22 protein-coding genes and 2 pseudogenes are annotated in these 24,864 nt (G+C 73.9%); 16 read left to right on the top strand and 8 right to left on the bottom strand.

Going from position 1 to position 24,864, the window contains the following annotated elements; all coding sequences use genetic code 11:
- Positions 1-129 precede the first annotated feature (129 nt).
- The 3 genes from B100_RS0111630 to B100_RS0111620 all read left to right on the top strand — a co-directional run bounded on the left by B100_RS0111630 (position 130) and on the right by B100_RS0111620 (position 3,716).
- A complete protein-coding gene (locus tag B100_RS0111630; protein WP_051489979.1) occupies positions 130-2,808 on the top strand; it encodes a winged helix-turn-helix domain-containing protein in 2,679 nt (892 codons plus the stop codon).
- A 67-nt stretch (positions 2,809-2,875) separates the two neighbouring features.
- Positions 2,876-3,400 (top strand): hypothetical protein, encoded by a 525-nt coding sequence (locus B100_RS0111625; RefSeq protein WP_037722645.1) that lies wholly within the window; start codon positions 2,876-2,878, stop codon positions 3,398-3,400.
- Between the two features lie 118 nt (positions 3,401-3,518).
- On the top strand, positions 3,519-3,716 hold the full coding sequence (locus B100_RS0111620) for a hypothetical protein (RefSeq protein ID WP_024884606.1): 198 nt from the start codon (positions 3,519-3,521) through the stop codon (positions 3,714-3,716).
- 121 nt (positions 3,717-3,837) lie between these two features.
- Here the strand turns inward: B100_RS0111620 and B100_RS0111615 are convergent, their stop codons facing one another.
- Complete coding sequence (locus B100_RS0111615) at positions 3,838-5,244, bottom strand: DUF2252 domain-containing protein (protein ID WP_024884605.1); 1,407 nt, start codon at positions 5,242-5,244, stop codon at positions 3,838-3,840.
- Positions 5,245-5,426: 182 nt separating this feature from the next.
- Here B100_RS0111615 and B100_RS0111610 point away from each other — a divergent pair, with 182 nt between their 5' ends.
- The 4 genes from B100_RS0111610 (at position 5,427) to B100_RS0111595 (ending at position 8,274) form a co-directional block, all read left to right on the top strand.
- A complete protein-coding gene (locus tag B100_RS0111610) occupies positions 5,427-5,864 on the top strand; it encodes an SHOCT domain-containing protein (RefSeq protein ID WP_024884604.1) in 438 nt (145 codons plus the stop codon).
- A gap of 79 nt (positions 5,865-5,943) precedes the next feature.
- On the top strand, positions 5,944-6,366 hold the full coding sequence (locus B100_RS0111605; RefSeq protein WP_024884603.1) for a DUF7144 family membrane protein: 423 nt from the start codon (positions 5,944-5,946) through the stop codon (positions 6,364-6,366).
- A 148-nt stretch (positions 6,367-6,514) separates the two neighbouring features.
- The gene (locus B100_RS0111600; protein WP_024884602.1) at positions 6,515-7,348 is read left to right on the top strand and encodes a class II glutamine amidotransferase; all 834 of its coding nucleotides are present in this window, start codon (positions 6,515-6,517) and stop codon (positions 7,346-7,348) included.
- A 146-nt stretch (positions 7,349-7,494) separates the two neighbouring features.
- Entirely contained in the window at positions 7,495-8,274 is a 780-nt protein-coding gene (locus tag B100_RS0111595) for an isocitrate lyase/PEP mutase family protein (protein ID WP_024884601.1), read from the top strand.
- 13 nt (positions 8,275-8,287) lie between these two features.
- Here B100_RS0111595 and B100_RS0111590 read toward each other — a convergent pair whose 3' ends face one another.
- Entirely contained in the window at positions 8,288-8,866 is a 579-nt protein-coding gene (locus B100_RS0111590; protein ID WP_024884600.1) for a TetR-like C-terminal domain-containing protein, read from the bottom strand.
- Positions 8,867-9,126: 260 nt separating this feature from the next.
- On the opposite strand from B100_RS0111590, the gene B100_RS0111585 reads away from it, so the two are divergent.
- Positions 9,127-10,836 carry a PHP domain-containing protein gene (locus B100_RS0111585; protein ID WP_024884599.1) on the top strand — a complete coding sequence of 570 codons (1,710 nt, stop codon included), beginning with the start codon at positions 9,127-9,129 and terminating at the stop codon, positions 10,834-10,836.
- A gap of 115 nt (positions 10,837-10,951) precedes the next feature.
- Here the strand turns inward: B100_RS0111585 and B100_RS0111580 are convergent, their stop codons facing one another.
- Positions 10,952-12,205, bottom strand: coding sequence for an FAD-binding protein (locus B100_RS0111580; protein ID WP_024884598.1), 1,254 nt, complete (start codon positions 12,203-12,205; stop codon positions 10,952-10,954).
- A 153-nt stretch (positions 12,206-12,358) separates the two neighbouring features.
- Here B100_RS0111580 and B100_RS0111575 point away from each other — a divergent pair, with 153 nt between their 5' ends.
- Both B100_RS0111575 and B100_RS0111570 read left to right on the top strand, forming a co-directional pair.
- Entirely contained in the window at positions 12,359-13,681 is a 1,323-nt protein-coding gene (locus B100_RS0111575; protein WP_024884597.1) for a radical SAM protein, read from the top strand.
- Between the two features lie 239 nt (positions 13,682-13,920).
- Entirely contained in the window at positions 13,921-15,435 is a 1,515-nt protein-coding gene (locus B100_RS0111570; RefSeq protein ID WP_024884596.1) for a cellulose binding domain-containing protein, read from the top strand.
- Between the two features lie 98 nt (positions 15,436-15,533).
- Here B100_RS0111570 and B100_RS0111565 read toward each other — a convergent pair whose 3' ends face one another.
- Entirely contained in the window at positions 15,534-15,977 is a 444-nt protein-coding gene (locus tag B100_RS0111565; RefSeq protein WP_024884595.1) for an Rrf2 family transcriptional regulator, read from the bottom strand.
- A gap of 161 nt (positions 15,978-16,138) precedes the next feature.
- Between B100_RS0111565 and B100_RS0111560 the strand changes: the two genes are divergently transcribed.
- Positions 16,139-16,609, top strand: coding sequence for a nuclear transport factor 2 family protein (locus B100_RS0111560; RefSeq protein WP_024884594.1), 471 nt, complete (start codon positions 16,139-16,141; stop codon positions 16,607-16,609).
- A gap of 218 nt (positions 16,610-16,827) precedes the next feature.
- On the opposite strand, the gene B100_RS0111555 is transcribed toward B100_RS0111560, so the two are convergent.
- Positions 16,828-17,406 carry a TetR/AcrR family transcriptional regulator gene (locus B100_RS0111555; RefSeq protein WP_024884593.1) on the bottom strand — a complete coding sequence of 193 codons (579 nt, stop codon included), beginning with the start codon at positions 17,404-17,406 and terminating at the stop codon, positions 16,828-16,830.
- Positions 17,407-17,495: 89 nt separating this feature from the next.
- On the opposite strand from B100_RS0111555, the gene B100_RS0111550 reads away from it, so the two are divergent.
- Together B100_RS0111550 and rsgA are read left to right on the top strand one after the other, a co-directional pair.
- Entirely contained in the window at positions 17,496-17,942 is a 447-nt protein-coding gene (locus B100_RS0111550) for an anthrone oxygenase family protein (RefSeq protein ID WP_024884592.1), read from the top strand.
- 815 nt (positions 17,943-18,757) lie between these two features.
- Positions 18,758-19,759 (top strand): ribosome small subunit-dependent GTPase A, encoded by a 1,002-nt coding sequence (gene rsgA, locus B100_RS0111545; RefSeq protein ID WP_486585632.1) that lies wholly within the window; start codon positions 18,758-18,760, stop codon positions 19,757-19,759.
- A gap of 71 nt (positions 19,760-19,830) precedes the next feature.
- Here the strand turns inward: rsgA and B100_RS0111540 are convergent, their stop codons facing one another.
- Together B100_RS0111540 and B100_RS33870 are read right to left on the bottom strand one after the other, a co-directional pair.
- Positions 19,831-20,835, bottom strand: a complete 1,005-nt coding sequence (locus B100_RS0111540) for a MerR family transcriptional regulator (protein WP_024884590.1) — start codon at positions 20,833-20,835, stop codon at positions 19,831-19,833.
- Between the two features lie 287 nt (positions 20,836-21,122).
- Positions 21,123-21,785: pseudogene (locus B100_RS33870) on the bottom strand (HEAT repeat domain-containing protein); the annotation flags it as partial.
- A 147-nt stretch (positions 21,786-21,932) separates the two neighbouring features.
- Here B100_RS33870 and B100_RS0111530 point away from each other — a divergent pair.
- Both B100_RS0111530 and B100_RS0111525 read left to right on the top strand, forming a co-directional pair.
- The gene (locus B100_RS0111530) at positions 21,933-23,318 is read left to right on the top strand and encodes an AlkA N-terminal domain-containing protein (protein ID WP_024884588.1); all 1,386 of its coding nucleotides are present in this window, start codon (positions 21,933-21,935) and stop codon (positions 23,316-23,318) included.
- A 2-nt stretch (positions 23,319-23,320) separates the two neighbouring features.
- The gene (locus B100_RS0111525; RefSeq protein WP_024884587.1) at positions 23,321-23,818 is read left to right on the top strand and encodes a methylated-DNA--[protein]-cysteine S-methyltransferase; all 498 of its coding nucleotides are present in this window, start codon (positions 23,321-23,323) and stop codon (positions 23,816-23,818) included.
- Positions 23,819-23,836: 18 nt separating this feature from the next.
- Here the strand turns inward: B100_RS0111525 and B100_RS0111520 are convergent, their stop codons facing one another.
- Entirely contained in the window at positions 23,837-24,319 is a 483-nt protein-coding gene (locus tag B100_RS0111520; protein ID WP_024884586.1) for a DUF456 domain-containing protein, read from the bottom strand.
- Positions 24,320-24,501: 182 nt separating this feature from the next.
- On the opposite strand from B100_RS0111520, the pseudogene B100_RS37575 reads away from it, so the two are divergent.
- Positions 24,502-24,864: pseudogene (locus B100_RS37575) on the top strand (protein phosphatase 2C domain-containing protein); the annotation flags it as partial.

Genomic DNA, 24,864 nt, shown 5'->3' with positions numbered 1-24,864 from the left:
GCCGAGGTACCGGCACGGCGCGCCGAGCGGGCCCACTGCTGGGATGCTGAGAGGGAGCGCGGCCCGACGAGGGCGGTGAGTGCCGTGACGACCGCACATCAGAGTGACGGCCCCCCGGCCGTGGAGCGCATCGACGGCGACCATGACCCGCACGCCCCGCATGACCCGCACGCCTCCCGTGATCTGTACGACCCCCACGGTGACCCCTTCCTGCGGACCCGGTTGGCCGTCCCCGCCCGTCCCGTGACGTTCCTGCGCAGGGCGCGGCTGGCCGGCCATCTCGACCACGCCCTGCGCACCCCGCTGACCATGGTCGACGGCTCCGCCGGCGCGGGGAAGACCCTGCTGGCCGCGGACTGGGCGGCGGGGCTCGACGAGCTGCCCGTCGCCTGGCTCACCACCGACGCCGACGGCCAGGATCCCGGGATGTTCTGGGCGTACCTGCTCCAGGCCCTGCGTGTGTCGGGGGTGCCGCTGCCGGAGGACGTCGGGTTCCCGGCGGACGCGCACCGGGTGGGCGCCGCCCTGCCGGCCCGGCTCGCCGCCGCGCTGAGCGGGCGGGACCGGCCGGTGGTCGTGGTGCTGGACGAGTTCGACCGGGTCACCGCCCCGGAGGTCGCCGAGCAACTGGATTTCCTGCTGCGGCACTCCGGGCGGGGGCTGCGCCTGGTGCTCGTCACCCGCACGGAACCGCTGCTGCCCCTGCACCGCTACCGGGCGGCGGGCGAGGTGACGGAGATCCGGGACGCGGAACTCGCCTTCACCCCCGAGGAGGCGGCCGCGCTGCTGGAGGCGCACGGCCTCGACCTGCCCCTGGCCGCCGTGCGCGGCGTCGTACGGCGTACCCGGGGGTGGGCCGCGGGACTGCGGCTGTGCGCCCTCGCGGCGAGGGAGGCCCCGGACCCCGAGATCTACCTCAAGGAGTTCGAGGCCGACCGGAGCCCGATCGCCGACTTCCTGCTGGCGGAGGTGCTCAGACGGCAGGACGACGGAACGCAGGAACTGCTGCTGCGGGTCAGCGTCCTCGACCGCTTCGGGCCGGGGCTGGCGAACGCCGTCACGGGCCGCGCGGACGCCGAGGCCGTCCTGGCCCGGCTGCACCGCTGCAACGCCTTCGTCGAGCATCTGGGACATGGGGTGTACCGCCTGCACCCGCTGTTCGGGGAGATCCTCCGTGCCCATCTGCGGATGCGCCGGCCGGGCCTGGAACCCGAGCTGCACCGGCGGGCCGCCGTCTCCCTGCGCGGGACCGGTGCCCTGCCCGCCGCGCTCGGGCACGGGGCCGCCGCCGACGACTGGGACTTCACCGCCGGTGCCCTGGTCGACGACCTCGCCCTCGGCCAGTTCTTCACCGGCCCCCGCTCCGACACCCTCGCCGGGCTGTTCGCGCGGATGGGGCGGCAGGGCACCGGACCGGCCCCCGAGCTGGTGCGCGCGGCCGGCCGGCTGTCCCGGGGCGAGCTCGGCGGCGGCCTCGTCCACCTGTCCCGGGCGCGCCGCCTCCTGCGCGACCACGACGGCTCGGCGGACCCGGCGGACGCGGCGGCGGCCGGGCTGAGCTGCGCCTTCCTGGAGGCCCTCGCCGCCCGGCTGGCCGGGGCGCCGGATGCTGCGGAGGACGCCGTGCGGGCTGCCGAAGCGCTGCGGGACGTCGTCCCCGTCGAGCTGCTGGACCGGCACCCCGAGCTGTTCGCGCTGCTGCTGGACCACGTGGGGTCCACGCGGCTGTGGGCCGGGGACTTCGCGGGCGCGAGGTCCGCGCTGGCGAGGGCCGCGGACCTGGCCCCGGGAGCCGTGACCGCCCTGCCGCGCGAGGACGCCCTGGGCCGGCTTGCCCTCGTCGACTGCCTGCAGGGATGGCTGCGCAGGGCCGAACGCACGGCGCGTGAGGCCCTCGCCGAGACCGAACGGTTCGGGCTGGCGCGGCCCGCCGGCTCCGGCGTCGAACGGCTCGTCCTGGCCGCCGTGGCCGTGGAGCGGGAGGAACTGGGGCAGGCGCAGGCGCTGCTCGACACGGCGGCCGAGTCGCACCCCGCGCTGCGCGACCCCGTCCTGGAGGCCGGCCGCGCCCTGACGGCCGCCCGGCTGCACCTCGCGCGCGGCGAGCCCGGTGCTGCCTGGAAGGCGGTGCGGACGGGCGTACAGGCCGACACCGAATCGCCGTGGGTACGGGGCGAGACGGCGCTCGTCGCGGCGGCCGCGCGGCTCGCGGAGGGGCGGGCACAGGACGCCGTCGCGCTGCTGTCCGAGGTGCCCCGCGACCAGGTGGCCTGCGTGGTGGCCGCCGCGCGGGTGCAGCTCGCCGCCGGCCGGCCCGGGACGGCCGTACGGCTGCTCGACCGGGCGGCACCCGAGGGACGCGCCGGTCCCGCGGTGACCGTGCGGGCCGCGCTGGTGCGGGCCCGCGCCGCCGACGCGGCGGGGGACGGTGCCACCGCACGCGGACTCGTGGCGCGGGCCGTGGCGGAGGCACGCCCGGAGCGGCTGCGGCGCCCCTTCACCGAGGCCGGCCCGTGGCTGCGTCCCTACCTGACGTCCGACCGGCCCGCCTCCCGCGTGGGCCGGTCCCGGGCCACCGGACCGGACGGGAACCCGGCCCCGCCGCCCCCGCTCGTCGAGGAGCTGAGCGGGCGCGAGCGTGACGTGCTGCGGCGGCTGGCGCTGGCGATGTCCACGGAGGAGATCGCCGCCGATCTGTACGTCTCCGTGAACACGGTGAAGACCCACCTCAAGAGCGCCTACCGCAAACTCTCCGTCGGCCGCCGCAACGAGGCGGTGCGCCGCGCCCGCGAACTGGACCTGCTGTGACCCGGCGGCCGACGTGACCGGCCGGCGGGACCGGCCCGCACCCGTCCGGCCCGGCGACGCGGACCCCGTGCCGCCCACCGGCCAGGGCTCGGGAGCGACCGTCGGGGACCCCGCGGTGCGCCGGACGCACGCCGACTACACCGGCGGTGTCTACGGCTCGATGCTCGCCGCGTCCGTGATCGTCGGTGCCGGCACGCTCGGCGACTTCCCGCGGATCGAGCTGATGCTGCTGCTGTTGCTCACCGGCGGGGTGTTCTGGATCGCCCATGTGCACGCGCACCTGTTCGGTGCGCGGCTGGCGCAGCGCCCACCGGACCGTGCCGCCGTCCTGCGGGTGTGCCGGGAGGAGTGGACGATCGTCAAGGCCGCCCTGCCGCCGGCGATCGCCGTGGGCGTCAGCCCTGTGCTCGGGCTCGGCGTGCAGGGCGGGCAGTGGTTCGCGCTGGCCGTCGCCGTGGCGGGACAGGTGGGCTGGTCGGTGGCCGCGGCCCGGCAGGCGGGAGCGACCCGGCGGATGCTGGTCCTGTCGGCCCTGGTGAACCTCGTCCTGGGGCTGGCCATCCTGCTGAGCAAGCTGTGGCTGAAACACTGACCGCTCCCCGGTCGCACACTCTCACCTGTACGGGGTGAACCGCTTCGGCGTCCCGGGCCGGACGATCGGAGGGTGTGGGCGTGGTCCGCCTCGTCCAGGCACCACCGGGGAGCGGCTCATGCACTACGAAATCCGCGTCGACGGGCATCTCTCGCAACCGCTGATCGAGGTGTTCCCTGAGCTCGACCACGTCACGCTGTCCGGCCAGACCCTGCTGTTCGGGCCCGTCGTCGACGAGGCGCACCTGTACGGGCTGCTGGCCCGCTGCCAGTCCCTCGGCCTTCGCATCCTGGAACTGCGCCAGGTACCCGAGTGAGCCCCGAGTCCCTGAGTGAGCCCCCGAGCCCCCGAAGCCCCGGCAGACGCACGGGCGTCACGGTGCAGACGCACGGGCGTCACCGCGTCGTCCGAGTCAGCGCGTCACCGTGCCCACCGCGTCAGGGGCAGCCCTCCGCCCGCACCCGCCCGGTCCGTACGGCCTCGCCCAGCGCCGCGAAGTCCCGCTCGTTGCGGTCGGCGTAGTCCTGCGCGAACGCGGCGAGCGCCCGGTCGAAGCGGTCGGCCCGGCCCAGGTAGGCGCTGATGGCGACGGGGTCGCCGGACCGCGCGTGGGCCCGCGCCAGACTGGCCCCGCACAACTGCGCGAACAGGGCCAGCATCCCCGGGTCCATGGTGTCCGGGCGGGCGATGCCCTTCCAGTCGCGCAGCTGCCGTACGTAGAAGTCGCGGGGCCTGCCGTCGAGGCCGAGGGCGTGCGTCCAGCCCAGCAGGATGTCGCTCGTCGTCTGGATCAGCCGCTGCCCCTCCACCACCCGGCGGCCCTGGTTGTCCGGCTCCTCGCCGCCGGTGAACGGCGCGAGCACCGACTCCTGCGCCTCCTTGGCCTGCAGCAGCAGCGGATCGTCGTCGTCCCGGCCGAGCAGCAGCACGATCCAGCAGCGGGTGCCGACGCTGCCGACGCCCACCACCTTGCGGGCCACGTCGACCAGGCGGTAGCGGCCGAGCAGGTGCCTGCGGTCCGACGCCAGCGACCGCGCGTAGCCGTCCAGGACCGCGCGCAGGCCCCTCTCCTCGGCGGACGCCCCGTCCAGCAGGTCACCCAGGGGCGTGATCAGCGGCGGGTCGGCCATGATGCGCCGCCCCTCCGCCGTGGGACGGGTGAGTTTCGCGTAGGCCTGCAGGTGGGTGCGGGTCCGGGCGCGCTCCGTCGCCTCGGCGGTACGGCGCCGGACCTCCGCGTCCACCGACGAGGACATCAGCTCCCGCAGCCGGTCGGTGTCGTCCTGCGCGTACCAGATGTCCAGCGTGCGCATCCCGGCGAACTCCCGCATACGACGCCGGTACGCCGCGACACAGGCGCGCACCGCGCCGCTCTGCTCGGCGACCGTGAAGCCGTTGGCCCGCCCGGAGATGGCGAAGCTGGCCGCGAGCCGCTTGACGTCCCATTCGAACGGACCCGTGTGGGTCTCGTCGAAGTCGTTGATGTCGAAGACGAGGTGCCGTTCGGGGGAGGCCAGCAGCCGGAAGTTGAGCAGGTGGGCGTCGCCGCACAGCTGCACGGTCAGGCCCGTGTCCGGGAGTTGCCCGAGGTCCGCCGCCATGATCGCGGCGGCACCCCGGTAGAACCGGAAGGGCGATTCGAGCATCCGGCCGTAGCGCACCGGCACCAGCTCGGGGAGCCGGGTCACGGACTGCCGCTCCAGCACGCCCACGGGGTCCGGCCGGCCGGGGGCCGGGGTGAACGCGGCGTGGGCGGAGCGGGGCACGCGACCGCGCGCCCGCCTGCCGTGGGAGGCCCGCTCGGCCGGGGGGACGGAGGCGCTGAACGCGTCCGGTAGGGCCATCGCTGTCTCCTGCCTGCGAGCACGGACCACGGCTCCTCGCCGACCATTCCACCGCTCCCGCGCCCGGGGCGGATCACCCGCCCCGGGTGAGGCGGCCGGGCGGCTCCGCGGCACACGCTGGGCTCGGCACGCGATCGCGGGCCCAGGGGCGGGCACGACGGGCCCGCGACCCGGAAGAGGAGATGACCGGCATGACGTATCTCGCGTACGACTATCCGCTGCTCGGCGCGCTGCTGACGATGGTGGTGTTCTTCCTGTGGATCATGTGGTTCATCCTGCTCTTCCGGGTCGTCGTCGACATCGTCCGTGACGACTCCCTGAGCGGCTGGGCCAAGACCGGCTGGCTGGTGTTCACCATCGTCCTGCCCTTCCTGGGTGTCTTCGTCTACGTGATCGCGCGCGGCAGGAACATGGGGCGCCGGGAGACGGCGCAGGCACGCGCGCAGCAGGAGGCACTCGACAGCTACATCCGCGAGACGGCGAAGGGGGCCGCGGGAGGGACGGGCAGCGTGGACGAACTGGCCCGGCTCTCCGAGATCAAGGCGCGCGGGGACATCTCGGACGACGAGTTCCGCAGGGCCAAGGAACTGGTCCTGAGCGGCCACGGGCCGCGCTCGTGACCGGGAGGGCCCTCCCGCCGGCACCGAGGGGGAAAGCGCCCGCGGCGACGCGGACATGGCAAGAAACCGAGGCACCGCAATGACAGCCACACATCCGACACACGGCGCGCACGCGCCGTCGGCGAAGCGGGAGTGGGCGGGCGGCCTGACCGTCTTCGCCGCCGTCACCCTGATGCTCGTGGGGGTGCTGGACATCTTCCGCGGCATCATGGGCATCGCCGAGGACGACGTCTTCGTGACGACGCAGAACTACGTCTTCAAGTTCGACCTGACGGCCTGGGGCTGGACCCATCTCGTGCTCGGCGCGCTCGCGGTGCTCGTCGGCCTCGGACTGGGCAGGGGAGCCCTGTGGGCCCGCATCTCGGGCGTGGTGATCGCCGGGCTGGTCGTCATCGCCAACTTCCTGTCCCTGCCGTACTACCCGGTCTGGTCGGTCGTGATGATCGCCTTCTCCGGGTTCGTCATCTGGGCGCTGTGCGTGTCCCCCCGCTCCCGTACCTGACGCCGGACGACCCGCCGCGCGGGAGGCGTCGCGCGCGGCGCGCCGGGTACCCGGTGGGAGCGTCGGCCGTGCCGGCCGCCGCGGGTGAACAGGCCCGCGCCGGCCGGACGGCACGCACGGTTCGGACCCGACCGGGAAGGCGCCGCACATGTGCCGATGGCTCGCCTATTCGGGCACACCCATCCTGCTCGAGAATCTCCTCTACCGACCGGTCCACTCCCTGATCGACCAGAGTCTGCACGCCAGGATGGGCGTCGAGACCACCAACGGCGACGGCTTCGGAGTGGGCTGGTACACACCGGACAAGGACAGTCCCGCCGTGGTCAGGGACATCGGACCGGCCTGGAGCGACCGCAACCTGCGGGAGATCGCCGGACACGTCTCCTCACCCCTGTTCTTCGCCCACATCCGTGCCTCGACCGGTACGGCGGTGCAGCAGACCAACTGCCATCCCTTCCGCCACGGCCGCTGGATGTGGATGCACAACGGGGCGATCGACGGATTCCCCTTGCTGCGGCGTGACCTCGCCCTGGCCGTCCGCCCGGACCTGTTCCCCTCGGTCGAGGGGTCCACGGACTCCGAGATGATGTTCTACCTGGCGCTCACCTTCGGCCTGGAGGACGACCCGAAGGGGGCCGTCGCCCGCATGGCGGGCCTGGTGGAACGCACCGGCCACGCGCACGGCGTGACGTACCCCCTGCAGATGACGGTCGCGGTGACCGACGGGGTGCGGCTGTGGGCGTTCCGCTACTCCAGCCAGAAGCAGTCGCGCTCGCTGTTCTACAGCACCCGGGTCGAGACGCTGAAGGCCCTCCACCCGGACGTGGAGTTCCTGCGCGACATCGCCGACGACGCCCGCCTCATCGTCTCCGAACCCCTCGGTGACCTGCAGGGAGCGTGGAACGAGGTCCCGGAGGGCTCGTACGGCGTGGTGCAGCCGGAAGGCGACGACGACGAGATGCACGTGTTCGCCCCCGCGTGAGGGGAGTGACGGTCCGCGTCGGAGGGAACCCGGAAGGTGAGCACCTGGGGCGCTCCGACCGGAACCGGGGCGTCCCAGGTGCCCGTCCCCCTCGGACCCGTGACGGTTCGGCGGGTGCCGAAGCGTCCGGCACCTAGCGTGGACGCATGACCGACGACATCCCCGTCCGCCCCGCGGACGCCTTCGCCGCGCTGCACCACGCCGACCGCCCCCTGCTGCTGCCCAACGCCTGGGACTACGCCTCCGCGTTCCTCCTGCACGCCCACGGCTTCCCCGCCGTCGGCACCACGAGCCTGGGCGTCGCCGCGGCGGCCGGCCTGCCCGACGGGACCCGCGCCACCCGTGAGGAAACCCTGCGCCTCACCGGTGTCCTCGGCGCGCTGCCCTGCCCGCTGTCCGTGGACGCGGAGGACGGCTTCAGCGACGACCCCGGCGAAGTAGGCGTCTTCGCAGCGGAGTTGCAGGCGCGCGGCGCGGTCGGGATCAACCTCGAGGACGGGCTCGGGCCCGTCGACCGGCACGTGGCGAAGATCGAGGCCGTACGCGCCGCCGCGCCCGGTCTCTTCGTCAACGCCCGGACGGACGCGTACTGGCTCGGTGACGGCGAGGGCGCCCTCGACCGGGTCCTGGCCTACCGGGACGCGGGTGCGGACGGTGTGTTCGTGCCCGGTCTCACCGACCTTGACGCCGTCGCCGGTCTGGTAAGCGCCCTGGACAGTTGCCCGCTCAACGTCCTGTACGCGCCCGGCGGTCCGTCCCTCGCCCGCCTCGCCGACGCCGGCGTACGGCGCGTCAGCCTCGGCTCGCTGCTGTACCGACGGGCCCTCGGCGCGGCGCTGGACGCGGTGGTCGCGGTGCGGGAAGGGCGTGCGGCGGGGGAGGGCACGGTGCCGACGTACCGGGAGGTGCAGGAACTCGTCGGCTGAGGCATCCGGCAGGTCAAGGCGCCGCTCTGCGGGGCCAGTTCCGCAACGTCAGGTGCAGGGCGTCGATCATCCGGTCCCACGACGCCTCCAGGTCGCGCGGAGCGCCGAACGCGCCGGAGGACTCCAGCGCGCAGTAGCCGTGGAAGGAACTGCGCAACAGGCGTACGGCGTCGGTGAGATCGGGTTCCTCCAGGCCGTAGGCGCGCAGCAGGCCGTAGGTCACCTCGGCGGTGCGGCGCAAGGCGGGGGAGTCCGTCACGGTGGCCTCGTCCAGACGGATCTGGGTGGCGGCGTACCGTCCGGGGTGGGTGAGGGCGTAGTCCCGGTACGCGCCGGCGAACGCGGCAAGCGCCTCCTTGCCGGTGCGGCCGTCCACCGCCGCCGCGATGGCCTCGATCATCTCGCCGCCCGCCAGCAGCGCCATCCGGGTGCGCAGGTCCCGCAGCCCGCGGACGTGTGCGTACAGGCTCGCGTCCTTCACGTTGAACCGACGGGCCAGCGCGGACAGGGTGACGTTCTCGTAGCCGGCCTCGTCGGCGAGGTCGGCGGCGGCCGCGACGAGGCGGTCGGCGGTGAGTCCGGCGCGGGGGATGTGGTCCTCCGGGGATCGGGCGGGCGGGTTTCGGACAGGTGAATGTAGCCGACGCGGGCGGGTTGCGGGTCACCTGCCGGTGGGTAGTGGTTGCTCGCGCGGTCCCCGCGCCCTCTCAAGGGCGCGGGGACCCGCGCGACCGGCCCCCGACGGCCCGCAGCCGTCGTGTCGGTGCCATGCGCCGGTCACGCCATGCACGACCGTGGTTCACACGCCGCCCGAATGCTCCACTGCGGCGCGTCGGAGACGAGGAGGCAGTCTTGGGGCACGGGCACGGGCACGCACACGGACCGCACCATCATCACCACCACGACCACGGGCCCGGCGCGTCGGCGCCCCTGCCCGCCGCCTTCGACACCTCCGTGCCCGACGAGGCACTGGATCCCGAACAGGCGTCCCGCCGCGCCGTGCTGCGCCGGGCGGGCCTGCTGGGCGCGGGCCTTGCCGCGGGCACCGTGCTGTCCGGCAGCGCGGCCGCGGCATTACCCGCTCCAGGCGACCGCAGAGGCCCCAGGAGAGACTTCCTGTGGCTCGCGGGTGACCACCACATACACACCCAGTACAGCAGCGACGGCAAGTACCGCGTCGTCGACCAGGTCCGCCAGGGCGCCCGGCACGGCCTGGACTGGCTGGTCATCACCGACCACGGCAGCGCGACGCACGCGAGGATCGGCGTCGAGAAGGTCAACCCGGACATCAGGCAGGCGCGCGCCGCCCACCGGGACACCCTCGTCTTCCAGGGCCTGGAGTGGAACGTCCCGGCCGCCGACCACGGCACCGTGTTCGTCCACCCCGGACGCAACGAGGTCGCCGTGCTCAAGCAGTTCGAGACCGACTACGACGGCATCGTGAAGGGCGCGGGCGACTCCACCCCCGCCAACGAGGCCCTGGCCGTCGCCGGCCTCCAGTTCCTCGCCGAGCAGGTGCGCCGCCGCACGGTGGACGACGCGCTGATGCTCGCCCACCACCCCTCCCGCAAGGGCGTCGACTCCCCGCACGAGATCCGCGCCTGGCGCGACGCCACCGGCCCGGACCGGCCGATCGCCGTCGGCTTCGAGGGCGCCCCCGGCCACCAGGCCGCCGGACTGCCCGCCCCTCTCGGCCCGGGCCTCGCCCGCGGGTACTACAACGGCCGCCCCGGCGCGAACTCCTTCCCCGGCTACCCGCCGGAGAGCTACCGCACCTGGGGCGGCTTCGACTGGATGACCGCCACCGTCGGCGGCCTGTGGGACAGCCTTCTCGCCGAGGGCCGCCCCTGGTGGATCACCGCCAACTCCGACTCCCACCACGTGTACGCCGACACCACCGCCCGCGGTCCCGGCGACTTCGCCACCGACGGCCGGCACGGCGACCCGGTGTACGCCGGGAAGATCGACACCCAGGCGGTCGACTACTGGCCCGGCCAGTACAGCCGCACCCATGTCGGCGCCGACGGCTTCTCCTACGCCGCCGTCATGGACGGCATCCGCGCCGGCCGCATCTGGGTCGACCACGGGCAGCTCATCAGCGGCCTCGACGTCCGCGTCTCCGGCGGCGGGCGCTGGACCACCCTCGGCGGCGCCCTGCACGTCCGCAAGGGGACGAAGGTCACGCTGACCGCCGACGTGGCGCTCGCCGGTGACGCCAACTGGGCCGGTTTCACGCCCGAACTGGCCCGAGTGGACGTCATCCAGGGCGACGTCACCGGCCCGGTCTCCGACCAGGACACGTTCACCGCGCCGACGGCGGCCGTCGTCCGGTCGTACGACATCGGGAAGTCCGTGGGCGGCGTGCGGCTCACCTACGACCTCGGCACGGTCGACCGCCCGCTGTACGTCCGGCTGCGCGGCACCGACGGCAACCGGTCCGCCGTCGGCGCCATGGGCGCGAAGGCCGACCCGGCGGGACCCGCCCTGGACGTCATCGGTGACGCCGACCCCTGGCTCGACCTGTGGTTCTATTCGAACCCCGTGTGGGTGCTGCCGTCGTGACGGCGTACGCGCTCACCGTGGACGCGGGCGCCCGGGACACGACGCCCTGCTGCGCCGACCACTGACGGCGCGAGGGCGTGGGAGCTTCTCGGGCCTCCCACGCCCGCGCGTCCGGTCAGTCGCCCAGCACCCCCCGCACGAACGCGTTCCCGAACACACCCTCCGGGTCCAGCCCACGCACCAGGGCACGGAAGTCGTGGAGGCGCGGGTAGCGGGCGTGCAGGTCGGCCGGCGGGGTGGCGAACACCTTGCCCCAGTGGGGGCGCGGCGAGAACGGTGCGAGCGCCTCCTCCACCCGCCGCACCACCGGCAGGACCGTCGCCGTGTCCTCGATCCAGGTGAAGTGCAGGGCCACCGTGTCCCGGCCGTAGGACGGGCTCATCCACTGGTCGTCGGCGGCGACCGTGCGCACCTCGCAGGTCTGGAGCACCGGCGCGACCGTCTCCCGGACGCCGTCCAGGGCACGCAGCGCGTCCACGGCGGTCTCCCGCGGCAGCAGGTACTCCGACTGGAGCTCCGCCCCGCTGCTCGGGGTGAACTCCGCCCGGAAGTGCGGCAGCCGGTCGTGCCAGGGGCCCGGCACCCCGAACTGCTCGGTGCAGTTCACGCCGGGCATCCCCGGCACCGGGTGCATCTTCTCCGTCGCGGGCGCCGCCCACGGGAAGTCCGTCCGCGGCCGGTCGGCACGGTGCTTCACCCACACCTGCCGGAAACCGGGCTCCCGCCAGTCGGTGAACAGGCTCACGCTGTACGCGGCCGACATCACCGCGTCGAACGTGCCCGCGTCCAGCACCTCCAGCGGCAGCTCGGTGTACACCCGCTGCTCCACCTCGTACGCCGGCTCCAGGTCCAGGGTGAGCGCGGTGACCACGCCGAGCGCGCCCAGCGCGGTGACCGCGCCGCCGAAGCGCCCGTCGCCGCGCTCCAGGGTCGGCGTCGAGCCGTCCGCCGTCACCAGCTCCACCGCCCGCACGGACGACGCGAGCGGGCCGTTGCCGACGCCCGAGCCGTGCGTGCCGGTGGCGACCGACCCGGCCACCGAGATGTGGGGGAGCGACGCCATGTTCGCCAGCGCCATCCCGTGCCGGTGCACCTCCCGGGCCAGCTCCGCGTACCGCACCCCGCCGCCGACCCGTACCGTGCGCGCCTCGGCGTCCACCTCGATCACCGGGGGCAGCGCGGCGAGGGACAGCAGCACGCCGTCCGCGCCCGGCTCGGCGATGTCGTTGAAGGAGTGCCCGCTGCCCAGTACCCGCACCCGGGAGGAGTCCGCGACCAGGGCACACAGCGCCTCGACGGTGCGAGGCCTGTGCAGCTCCTTGGCGGCGTAGGTGATGTTGCCCGCCCAGTTGGTCACGCTCTCGGTCATCCCTCGTCCTTCCCGGTCCGGCCCCGGAAGGGGCCCCCGCCGGAACCTATCCCGGGTGTGGCACGCTCCATGTGGGGGGACCCGGCGCCCCGGACGTCCGAGCGGGGGCATACCGTGAGGAGTCGTACGTCGGCACCGGGAGGAGAACACGCGATGGGCAGCCGTACCGCGCTGGTCGAGGATCTGATGGAGCGGTTCCCGCACGTTCCGCGCGAGGCCGTTTTCAAGGAGGACCTGCTGCGCGGCGGTGTGGCCTTCGACCCGTCCGCGCTCAGTGACAACGAGAGCGGCGAGGTCAAACCGAAGTCGTACTTCATCTTCTCCTTCGACCACGGCACGCTGCCGGAGCTGGGCGAGGCCGCGCTGCGCCGCCCGCCGGAGGAGATCATCCTCACCGGCGGCCCCTACGACCTGCGCCGCACGGTCGTGTCCGTCCGGGTGAACCCGACGTCCCCCTACCGGGTCGCCGCCGACGAGCACGGCATGCTCGGCCTGTACCTGGACGGCAAGCGCATCGCCGACGTCGGCGTGCCGCCGATGCCGGAGTACTACCGGCACAAGCTGTCCAACGGGAAGTCGGTGATGGAGGTCGCCCCCACCATCCAGTGGGGCTACCTGATCTACCTGACGGTCTTCCGGGTGTGCCAGTACTTCGGCGCCAAGGAGGAGTGCCAGTACTGCGACATCAATCACAACTGGCGCCAGCACAAGGCGGCCGGCCGGCCCTACACCGGTGTGAAGGACGTCGAGGAGGTCCTCGAGGCCCTGGAGATCATCGACCGGTACGACACGGCGAAGGCATCCACCGCCTACACGCTGACCGGCGGCGCGATCACCAAGACCGTCTCCGGCCGTGACGAGGCCGACTTCTACGGCCACTACGCCAAGGCCATCGAGGAGCGCTTCCCCGGCCGCTGGATCGGCAAGGTCGTCGCCCAGGCGCTGCCCAAGGACGACGTGCAGCGCTTCAAGGACTACGGCGTGCAGATCTACCACCCCAACTACGAGGTGTGGGACGAGTACCTGTTCAAGATGTACTGCCCCGGCAAGGAGCGGTACGTCGGCCGGGACGAGTGGCACCGGCGCATCCTCGACTCCGCGGAGATCTTCGGCGCGCGCAACGTGATCCCCAACTTCGTGGCCGGTGTCGAGATGGCCGAGCCGTTCGGCTTCAAGACGGTCGACGAGGCCATCGCGTCCACCACCGAGGGCCTGCGCTTCTTCATGTCGAAGGGCATCACCCCGCGCTTCACCACCTGGTGCCCGGAGCCGACCACCCCGCTCGGCAAGGCCAACCCGCAGGGCGCGCCGCTGGAGTACCACATCCGGCTGCTCCAGGCGTACCGCCAGACCATGGAGGACTTCGGTCTGTCCTCGCCCCCCGGGTACGGCCCGCCCGGACCCGGCCGCGCGGTGTTCTCCGTCAGCTCCTTCATGGACAGCCTCCCCGCGCAGGCGCCCGTCGAGGCGGTCTGACCAGGTGCGACAGGGCCGGCGGACAAGCCGGGCGGAACAGGAAAGGCCGGAATCGAGACGTTCCGGCCTTTCCTGCGTATGGTCCCTGCGAGGGGTCGCGGCGCCGCCACGCAAAGTGAAGACAGCGCTTGTCAGTTGTGTCGAGATCGTGCAAAGCTCTCGTCCACTGCCGCGAGGTTCCCCTTCAACTCCACCCGCCGGTATGGCGAGTTGACCTCGCTCGTGGACGCAGGAGTCTCATGTCCGACCTGCCGAGCCCTCAGGACGCCACCGAGGCCGACCTGTTCTCCGAATGCTGGGACGCGGTGCTCTCCTACGCCGACCTGTGCACGGCGGGATCCACCGCCGCCGCGGAACTGGCCCGCGAGGCATTCGCCCAGGGCATACGGCAGTTGCGGGCGGCCGAATCGGCAAGCGTACGGGGCACCGGCCGCCGGTCCTCCCGACTGCCCCGGATCCCCCTGCTGCTGACGGCGGTGCGCACCACGGCGGCCGCCTGGGAGCGGGACGGACAGGGCCACAAGCTCGACCCCGACCTGCGGCTGTGGCTGCACTCCGACGAGGCCGCCCGCTACACCGGACCGCCCCTCGAACGCCCCGTCGCCCTGCGCGGACTGCGCGACCTCCAGCAGGCGGACGCCGAACTGCTGTGGCTGGCCGAGGCGGAGGCCCTGCCGCTGCCCCTGGTGGCCCGCCGACTGGGCCTCGACCCCGCCACCACCGCCGACGAACTCGCCCAGGTCGGCCGCCTGTTCCGGGACCGCTGCCACCGCAACCACCTCGACTCGCCGATGGACGCCGAGTGCCGCAGCTACGCCCGGCTCCTCGACGCCGTCACCCGCTCGCCCGTCGCGGAGACCCCCGAGGACCTCTCCCGGCACCTCGCCACCTGCCGGCAGTGCGCCGAGGCCGCCGCCTGTCTGCGCCTGCACGGCGGCACCCTGCCCGGCGCGCTGGCCGGCGGGGTCGTCGGCTGGGGCGGCCTCGCCTACCTGGAACGCCGCCGCCGCGCCGCCGAGGCCCGGCTGGCGGCCGGCCACCCGGGCCGGGCCGACCTGGACGGCGACGACCCCGCGGACGGCCGACCTCGCGCCCGGGTCGCCCGGCACGGGCCCATGGCCGCCGCCGTCCTGGTCTCGCTGCTCGCGCTCGCGGTCTCGCTGATGCCGTTCGGCGAGAGCGGCGAGCCCGCCACCGTCGTCCCCGAAACCGACCGCGGCGGTCCCGTGGCCGCGCCCGCGCCGTCGCTGCCCCCGGTCGGTACGGCGCCGTCCGGCGACGCCACCCCGGGCTCGCCGGAACTTCCCGCAGTGCGCCGGAGGCCCAGCAGCGCCCCGCCGTCCTCCCGCACGGCGGGTCCGACGCCGCAACCCGACCCGGAGCCCCAGGGCACCGCCTCGGCCACCGCCGAGCCGGGTGCCGGGGGGAGTGGCGGGCGGTCCGCCTGCCTGGTCGACTACGGCGTGGTCAACCAGTGGCCCGACGGCTTCCAGGCGGCCGTCACCGTGACGACCCGGCACGCGCTGGACTCCTGGCGGGTCGGCTTCACGCTTCCCGACGGCCGGCGGGTCACCCAGATGTGGGACGCAACGGCGCACCAGGACGGCACGCGGGTGACCGCTGCCGCGGCCGGCTACAACGCGAGGGTCGCGGCGGGCGGCCGGCTCGTCTTCGGCTTCATCGCCACCCGGCAGGGCACGGACGTCCAGGCATCGGACTTCACACTCAACGGCCGTACCTGCGAGGCGGCCTGACGCCGCAGAGAGCGACGCCGACGGCGGCACCCATCTGGTCATCGTGTCGGGGCTGCGCGATGACGAACTACCCACGGACGACGCCGGGTTCGTGCTGATCAGAGAGGCCGGCGAGGTGCGGCGAGTACGTCCCTGAGTACCTTCTCGAGAGTGACGCGGGCCAGTTCGTGTCTCAGGGTCTCCTCGATGTCCTGGTAGACGCCCTGCATGGCCGGCTGGATGCCGTGACCCACCACGCATCCCTGGTCCGGGGCGGTGCGGTGCATCGCGAACAGGGGGCCGGGTTCCACTGCCTCGTACACGTCGAGCAGGGTGATCGATTCCAGCTCGCGCGCCAGCGACCAGCCCGCTCCCGCGCCCCGCCGGGACTCCACGAGCCCGGCCCTGCGCAGCTCGCCGAGCAGCCGCCTGATCACCACCGGGTTGGTGTTCGCGCTGGCTGCGATCTTCTCGGAGGTGGCGACCCCGTGGCCCTGGCGCTGGTAGAGACCGATCCAGGCCAGCGCATGGGCGGCGATGGTCAGCCTGCTGTTGGCGCTCATGATCCCTCCTCCGGTCGCAACGCTCCATGTTACGACGGCGCAGTCGTAACGGTGCAAGTTGCGACAACCTGTCGTAATGATTACTGTTACGACAGTCGCGACGGGCCAATCAAAGACAGGCGCGGACCGTGAGCGTGTTGCGAACCCGAAGGAGAACAGGAATGGAAAGTAACGAAAAGACCATTCGCGAGGCTTACCGGCTCGCGGAAGGGGACGTTCTCGACGGTGACGGTTTCCTGGCCTTGTTCGCCGAGGACGGGTCGTTCAATGACATGTCGACCTCGCAGAGTTTCCGCGGAGAGCAGATTCCTCAGGTGATCGCGGGCCTCGCCCGCTCGTTCCCCGATGTGCACCGTGAGCTGCTCGAGGTGCACGCGTTCGGTGATGTCGTCGCCGTCGAGTTGCGCATCCAGGGCACGCATCTCGGAGGGTTTCCGACTCCGGCCGGCGAGATCCCACCGACCGGGAACCGGATCGACGTGCCGGCGGCGGACCTCTGGTACCTCCGTGACGGAAAGATCGAAAGGTTCAACTGCTACAACTCGATGAGCGTGTGGCTTGACCAAATCGGGGTCCACCCCGACTTCAAGTCCGCAGTCGAAGCCGCCGGGGCAGCAGCCACGACGGCGTAACTCTGCCGGTCAGCGCCGAGTATGCGACAAGAGACCCGTCCTTCGGGCCGCATGCCCGGCGCCCCTGCCCGGCATCCACGGCCCCGGCGCCCCTCGCGGGCAGTCGTGCCGCCTGGGGCGGCACGGGTGGGCGCGGCGGCGCCCCGTCGGCGCCGGGCTGGGCCAACGCCCCCCGGGTCACGCCAACGCCCCCGCTGACGCAAGCGCCCGCGCCCCGCTCACACCACCGCAAGCCGCTCGACCAGCAGGTCGACCCGCCGCTCCGCGTCCCCCGGCAACAACCGCCCCGCCCGGGTCAGCGTGGCCAGCCCATGCAGGGACGCCCAGAACACCTCCGTGAACAATCCCGGATGCACATCCTCCCCCGCCACCTCCGCCAACGTCTCCAGCAACGCGGCGAACGCGTCCTTCAACGGCTCCGGCGTGTCCTCGACCGCGAACGCCAACCCGGTGTCGAGCCGGAACAACGCGTCGTAGACAGCAGGATTCCGCTCGGCGAAATCGAGGTAGGCCCGGGCCAGCGCGGTGACCCGCCCCCGCGGTCCGTCCGCCGGGACGACCGCGGCCCGCAGCTCCGCGGCCATCTCGGCGGCACCCTCGAGGGCCACGGCCCCGATGATCTCCCGCTTGCCGCGGAAGTGGCTGTACAGCACGGGCTGGCTGTATTCGATGCGCTCGGCGAGCCGACGGGTGGTGACCGCGTCCCACCCCTGCTGCTCGGCGAGTTCGCGCGCCGTCGCGACGATCAGGCGCTCCCGCTCCGCCCGCTCACGCTGCTTGCGTTCCTGTACCGACATGACTGAACCCTAGCATCGCTAGACAATCGAGCGGCAGTAGGTCTAGCGTTGACCCATCAGCTAGCAATGCTAGATCCCGGGAGGGTCACATGCTCAGCACACTCGAGGTCGTCACCGTCGTCGTCGTCGGCCTGATGGTCGGCGTGGAGTTCTCCGTCGCCTTCGTCATGAACCGCATCTTCGACGCGCTCCCCGAGGACAGCACCCAGCTCGCCCACTCCCACGGCGGGCGCATGCTCGGCGCCGTGATGCCGTTCTGGTACATCGGCTCGGTCGTCCTCGCCGCGCTCTGGGCCGTCGCGGGATGGAACGACCACGGCACCGGCCTGGTCGTGACCGCCGGCGCGCTGCTGATCCTCAGCGTGCTCATGTCGGTCCTGCTGCTCGTCCCGATCAACGACCGCGTCAAGACCTGGACCCCCGAGAACCGGCCGGCCGACTGGAAGCAGCAGCAGGACCGCTGGGCCCGCTACCACTACGGCCGCCTGGCCGTCATCGCCGGCGCCTTCGCCCTGCTGGCCGTGGCCCGCGGCTGATGCGAGAGGGGCGAGCGGGGAGTGACCGCTTGCTGTCAGCCGACGGTGAGCGTCTTGACCCTGCGCAGGGTCGGCACGGTCTCCACCGCCCGCACACCGGACAGCCCGCCGACCTGCTCGGTGAGGAAGGCGTGCAGCAGCCGCGGGTCCCGGTGGTGTAAGCGGCCCGGGCGCCTGAGGGGCTCAGTGATCGCGAGTGTCCGGCGCGGTCACTCCCACCCCATCGCCGCATAGGGGCGCCCGGCACGGATGTGGGCGATCGCCTCCCGCGTGTGCGGGACGAGCCGGTCCGGCAAGGGCGGACGGATCATCCGGCGCCGCCGTCGCACCGCCCTCTCGCAACGCAGTCGACAGTACGTCGCTCACCAGCGGGAACGCACCGACGCGAGGTTCGGGCCGGCCGTCGCGGTGATGGGCGGGAAGCCGAGGAGCGCGTGCGAGCGTTCGGCCGGCGCCGGCGCGTGGTGGTGCGCCCGATAAATCGATGGCGGGGCGTCGTACGGGCGCTTAGTGTGTGCCGTGTCGGCAAGGTGCCCCGTGGGCGCCGTTCGTGACGAGGTTCGTGGGAGGTGTGACCGATGGCTGTCTCTGTGATGGGCGCTGCCCGCATTCAGTCGTTCGATTCGTTCACCTCCGTGGCCTCCGGCTGACCTCACCTCTTCCCGCGCGTCCGTGACGCGCGCTGCCGGGGCCGCCCTTCGAAGGGTTCCCCCTTGAATTCCTCCTCTCTTCCGGCTTCGTCGCACTCGCTCGCTCCCTACGGCTGGGACGAGGAGTGGGAGGCCGCGTTCGCTCCGTACGCCGCGCAGGGGCTGGTGCCGGGCCGGGTGGTCCGGGTCGACCGAGGGCTGTGCGACATGGCCACCCCGGACGGCGTGATCCGCGCCGACACCGAGTACGTCGTCCCCCGCGACCCCATGAAGGTCGTCTGCACGGGCGACTGGGCCGCCGTCGACCCCGAGGGTGCCCGCCCCCGCTACGTACGCACGCTGCTGCCGCGCCGCACGGCGTTCGTGCGGTCCACCTCCTCCAAGCGGTCTGAGGGACAGATCCTCGCCGCCAACGTCGACCACGTGGTCGTCGCCGTCTCCCTCGCCGTGGAACTCGACCTCGCCCGCGTCGAGCGGTTCCTCGCGCTGGCGTGGGAGTCCGGGGCGCAGCCGGTCGTGGTGCTCACCAAGGCCGACCTCGTGCCGGACGCGGTGACCCGCTCCCACCTCGTGCAGGACGTGGAGACCAGCGCGCCGGGCGTGCCCGTCCTCCCCGTCAGCGCACGGGACGGGGAAGGGCTCGACGTGCTCGCCGCGGTCGTGGCCGGCGGGACCTCGGTCCTGCTCGGGCAGTCCGGCGCGGGCAAGTCCACCCTGGCCAACGCCCTCCTCGGCGAGGACGTCATGGACGTCCAGGCCACCCGGGACGTCGACGGCAAGGGCCGTCACACCACCACGACCCGCAACCTGCTGACACTGCCGGGCGGGGGAGTCCTCATCGACACCCCCGGCCTGCGCGGCGTCGGCCTGTGGGACGCCGGCACCGGCGTCGGGCAGGTGTTCTCCGAGATCCAGGACCTCGCGGAGAACTGCCGGTTCCACGACTGCGCCCACGAGAGCGAGCCCGGCTGTGCCGTCCTCGACGCCATCGAGACCGGCGAGCTGCCGCAGCGCCGCCTGGACAGCTACCGCAAGCTGCTCCGGGAGAACCAGTACATCGTCGCCAAGACCGACGCCCGGCTCCGCGCGGAGATCCGCAAGGACTGGAAGCGCAAGGGCGCCATCGGCAAGGCGGCGATGGAGGCCAAGCGGGGCCGGCTCCGGTAAGTAGGCCGCCGGCGGGGGTGGCGGGGTGTGGCCGTGCCGCCGGGTGTCCAGGAGGGCCCCCGGCGGGACGGTCAGCCCGAGCCCCGCAGCTCCAGGATGTACGTCGCCGTCAGCGCCACCGTCCGGTCCCGGTCCCCGGTCAGGGACGTCAGCGTCTCCGAGGCCGCCCGGCCGGGGATCTCGGCCAGGGCCTGCGTCAGCCGGCGGCGCGCGGAGGAGTCCAGCGCGCCGTCGGCGAGGCGGCCGGCCAGGGCCGTGACGACACGGTCCGCCACGGCCGCGTCACCCGCCAGCGTGCCCAGCGCGTCGGCCGCGTCGACGTCGTTCGCCTCCTCGACCACCATGCCGAGAAGTTCCGGCACCGCGTCGGCCACCCCCCGCGCCCCGAGTTCCAGGGCGGCGGTCCGGCGTACGGCCGTGTCCGCGTCCCCGAGGGTGTCCCGCAGCAGCGCCGTCGCCCGGTCGCCCGGGATCTCCGCCAGGCACCGCACCGCCCGCCCGCGCACCTCTGGCGACGCCGACTCCAGACCGGCCGCCAGCAGCTCGGGCCCCCGCTCGCCCGCCTGCGCCAGCGCCCACCGCAGCGCCCCGGCGACATGCGGGTCCGCCTCGCTCAGCACCGCCTCCACCAGTGCCTCCACCGGCACCTGCGCCGCGTCCACCGACGACAGCGCCGCCCGCTGCCGCATGCCGGCGTCCCCCGACCGCAGGTTCCGCAGCAGGGCGACCACCTGGAGGACGTCCTGCCAGTCGGCGGGCTCCGCCGCGTCGATCCGCCGCAGCCGGGTCAGCAGCTCCGTCTCCCGCGCGATGCGCTCGCGTGTCCGCCGGGCCAGGTCCGCGACGAGACCGGACGGTGTGAAGCCGGGGTCGTCCAGGGCACGGCCCACGTCCCGCAGCGACAGGCCCAGCGACCGCAGGCTCTCCACGTGGAAGATCCGGCGGATGTCCTCCTCCGTGTACGCGCGGTACCCGGCCGTGGTGCGGCCCGTCGGCCGCACCAGGCCCAGCGACTCGTAGTGCCGCAGCATCCGGGGACTGACCCCGGACCGCCGCGCCACCTCACCGATCAACACCCCTGCTCACTCCTCCTGCCGACCCGCGCCCGTCACTCCGGCCCGCCCACGCCGGACGCCCCCTGCCCGTCCGCGCCCGGAACATCCGGCCCCTCCGCGCCCGGAACCTCCGGCCCGTCCGCGCCCGGCATTCCTTGCCTGTCCGCGCCCGGAACATCCAGCCCGTCCGCGCCCGGCATCCTTTGCCTGTCCGCGCCCACGGCGTCCGGCCCGCCTGCGCCCGGGTACTCCTGCCCGTCCGCGTCCGCGTCCGCGTCCCCGGCCTCCGCCCCGTTTGCGTCCAGCGCCTCCCGCCCCTCCGGGCCCAGCGACACAGCCCGCTTCGCCTCCTCCACCGCGTGCGCGAACCCGGCGTCGGGGTCGCGCCACAGCTGCTGAGTGGCGAGCGCGTGCCCCCGCACCGCCGGGTCCCGGTCGGACGCGGCAGCCCGCAGCAGCGGAGCGACCGGCTCACCGAGGGCGATCAGCGCCCGGCTGAGACTGAGATGCGTCTCCCTCCCGCCGCGCCCGAGCTGCGACACCAGCACCTCCGCCAGCTCCCGCACCTCGCCCTCCGGCACCAGCAGCGCCGCGGTCCGCCAGGCGGTCCGCGCCACTTCGTCGTCGGCGTCGGTCAGCAGCGACCGGGTGATCGCCGGCCACACGCCACGATCCCCGATCTTGGACAGCGTGTGCAGCGCCTGACTCCGCGCCCGGGCGGACGGCGAGCTCAGCTCGGCGACCACCCGGGGAACCGTCAGGGCCGCCGGATGCCGGGTGAGCGCCCAGGTGAGCATGTCGCGCACATGGAACACCGGTTCCACCGCGCACCGCTCCACCAGCGTCTCCATGAACTCCGGGTCCGGGTCCGAGCCGGCCGCCAGCGCCGACCGCAGCCGCACCGACGCACTCTCGTGCCGCAGCCCCGCGCGCACGCGTGACGACATCGTCTCCACCTTCGGCATGGTCATCAAGAGCACCTCCTGGGCCGCAAGTGAAGACCTTCTCACCGTGTCAGGGTCAAGCGCCGCACGAGGCCGCCCCCTCCCGACTCCGCCCCGGGCTCCATGTCCGATTCCCGCCAGCCGGGCCGCCCCCGCCGGAGGACACTGGACCGTATGAAGGACGAGGACAGCAGGTACGAGGCGGTGCGCAGCCGGGACGCCCGGTTCGACGGCGCGTTCTTCTTCGCCGTCGAGACCACCGGCATCTACTGCCGCCCCAGCTGCCCCGCGGTCACCCCCAAGCGGCCCCACGTGCGGTTCTTCCCCACGGCGGCCGCCGCTCAGGGCGCGGGCTTCCGGGCCTGCCGGCGCTGCCGGCCCGACGCCGTCCCCGGCTCCGCCGAGTGGAACGTACGGGCCGACGCCGTGGGACGCGCGATGCGGCTGATCGCCGACGGCGTCGTCGACCGGGAGGGTGTCGCCGGGCTCGCCGCGCGGCTCGGCTACAGCGCCCGCCAGGTGCAGCGGCAGCTCACCGCGGAACTGGGCGCCGGACCGGTCGCCCTGGCCCGGGCCCAGCGGGCCCACGCCGCCCGCGTCCTGCTGCAGACCACCGCCCTTCCGGTCACCGAGATCGCCTTCGCCGCCGGCTTCGCCAGCGTGCGGCAGTTCAACGACACCGTCCGGGCCGTGTACGCCACCACGCCCACCGGACTGCGCGCCGCCGCGCCCCGCAGGGGCCGGCCCCGCCCCGGCACCCCCACCGCCGGCGTGCCCCTGCGGCTCGCCCACCGGGGCCCCTACCAGGCGCGCCCCGTCTTCGACCTGCTGGAGCGGGAGGCCGTCCCCGGCGTCGAGGAGGTGACCGGCGCCCCGGGCGCCCGCACCTACCGGCGCACCCTGCGCCTGCCCTACGGCACCGGCATCGCCGCCGTCGACGAGCGCCCGCACACCGGCACCGGCGCCCGCCCCGGCGGCTGGCTCGACGCCCGCGTCCACCTCACCGACCTCCGTGACCTGACCACCGCCGTGCAGCGGCTGCGCCGGCTGTTCGACCTGGACGCCGACCCGTACGCCGTCGACGACCGCCTCGGCGCCGACCCCCGGCTCGCCCCGCTGGTCGCGGCCCGCCCCGGGCTGCGCTCGCCGGGCGCCGCCGACCCGGACGAGGTGGCGGTGCGGGCGCTGGTGGAGCGGGAGGCGGCCACCGAGCTGGTCCGCCGCTACGGCAAGCGCCTCGACGCGCCCTGCGGCGGCCTCACCCATCTGTTCCCCGAAGCCGCCGCCCTCGCCGGCGCCGAACCGGACGGCCCCCTGGGCGCGCTCACCGCCGCCCTGGCCGACGGCACCGTACGGCTCGGGCCCGGCGCCGACCGGGAGGAGGCCCGGGACGCCCTCGCCGCCGTCCCCGGCCTCGACGACCGTACGATCGCGGCGATCCGCACCCGTGCGCTCGGCGACCCCGACGTGGCGCCGCCCGGCGCGGACGCCCCCGACAGCTGGCGCCCCTGGCGCTCGTACGCCCTGAACCACCTGCGTGTCGCAGGGGAGTTGGAGTAACCATGACCACGACCACGTACTGGACGCGGGTGGACAGCCCGGTCGGGCCGCTGCAGCTCACCGCCACCCCGGCCGGTGAACTGACCTCGCTCACCGTGCCCGGCCAGAAGAAGGCGCCCGTGCCGCGGGACGACTGGACGCGGGACCCCGGGCCGTTCCGGGAGGCGGAGCGGCAGCTCGCCGCGTACTTCGCCGGGGACCTCAAGGAGTTCTCCCTGCCGCTGCGCGCGGCCGGCAGCCCGTTCCGGGAGAAGGTGTGGGCCGCCCTGGACGACGTGCCGTACGGCGGCACGGTGTCGTACGGCGAGATCGCCGCGCGGATCGGCGCGCCCCGGGCCGCCGTACGGGCCGTCGGCGGGGCGATCGGTGCGAACCCGCTGCTGATCCTGCGCCCCTGCCACCGGGTGATCGGCGCCGACGGCTCCCTCACCGGCTACGCGGGAGGCCTGGAGCGCAAGGTACGGCTGCTCACCCACGAGGGCGTGCTGCCGCGCCCCTGACCCCGCCGTCGGCGCCGCTCAGCCCCAGAAGACCGCGCCGAGCCACGCGGCGGCGATCAGCTGGCAGGTGAACAGCTCCGTCAGCAGGCTCCAGCCACCCGACCGCATCACCGTGCGCACCGCCGCCACCGCCTCGGCGCGGCGGCCCAGCCGGCGCCGCTCGTGGACGTAGACGCCGGCGAGGAAGCCCGGGACCGCGCCGATCACCGGCAGCAGGACGAACCCGGCGAACGAGCCGCAACCCGCGTAGGACAGCACCCGGGCATCGGCGCCACCCGCCCGCAGCTTGCGCGGCGGCAGCGCCCAGCGCACCACCTGGGCCAGGAACAGCACCACGGTCGCGCCCACCAGCACCCACCACGCGACGGGCTGCGGGTCCTTCAGCGCCCACCACAGGACCGCGGCCCACACCAGCCAGGACCCGGGCACCCCTGGCACCAGCACTCCGCACAGACCGAGCAGGAGCACCAAACCGGCCAGCAGGAGGTCCCACGCTCCCATCTGTCCAGGGTGCAGGAGGGCGCGGGACGGCGCAGAACGAGGACGGGGCCGGTGCCCCGTCGCCCTCGGTCGCACACCTGTCCCGTGGGCGAACACGGGAGCTTGTGCCGGTTGGCGGAGCGGGGTGGGGATTTTCCCGATGCCCCGTTTTCATCCGGCCCGTGCGGTGGACAATTGAGGGCATGAGTCAGCAGGGGGGAAGGCCCGCCGGTCCTGGTCCCGAGGACGACTGGTGGGGGCAGCTCTACGACGACGCCTCCGACGACACGGGCCCGGCACCGGCGCCCGATTCCCTGGACGATCGTTTCGCGTCGGCGTCCGGCACACTGCACCCGGACGCGCCGCCCGACCGCGCGCGTCCTCCGGAGGCCCCTCCGCCCCGGGACGTCCCGGGCACCCCGGCGGTGCCGGCCCCCCGGCCGACCCCGGCGCGTGCGCCGGAGGACACCCCTCCGCGCGCCCCCGCGACGCCTCCCCGCACCCCCGCCGCACCACCCCACGCCACCGTCACACCGCCGCGCGCCCCCTGGGACCCCCCGCCCTCC

It is taken from the genome of Streptomyces sp. CNH189, assembly GCF_000527195.1.
Note: the sequence above shows the minus strand (reverse complement) of the source record. Positions and strands in the feature narration are given on the sequence as shown.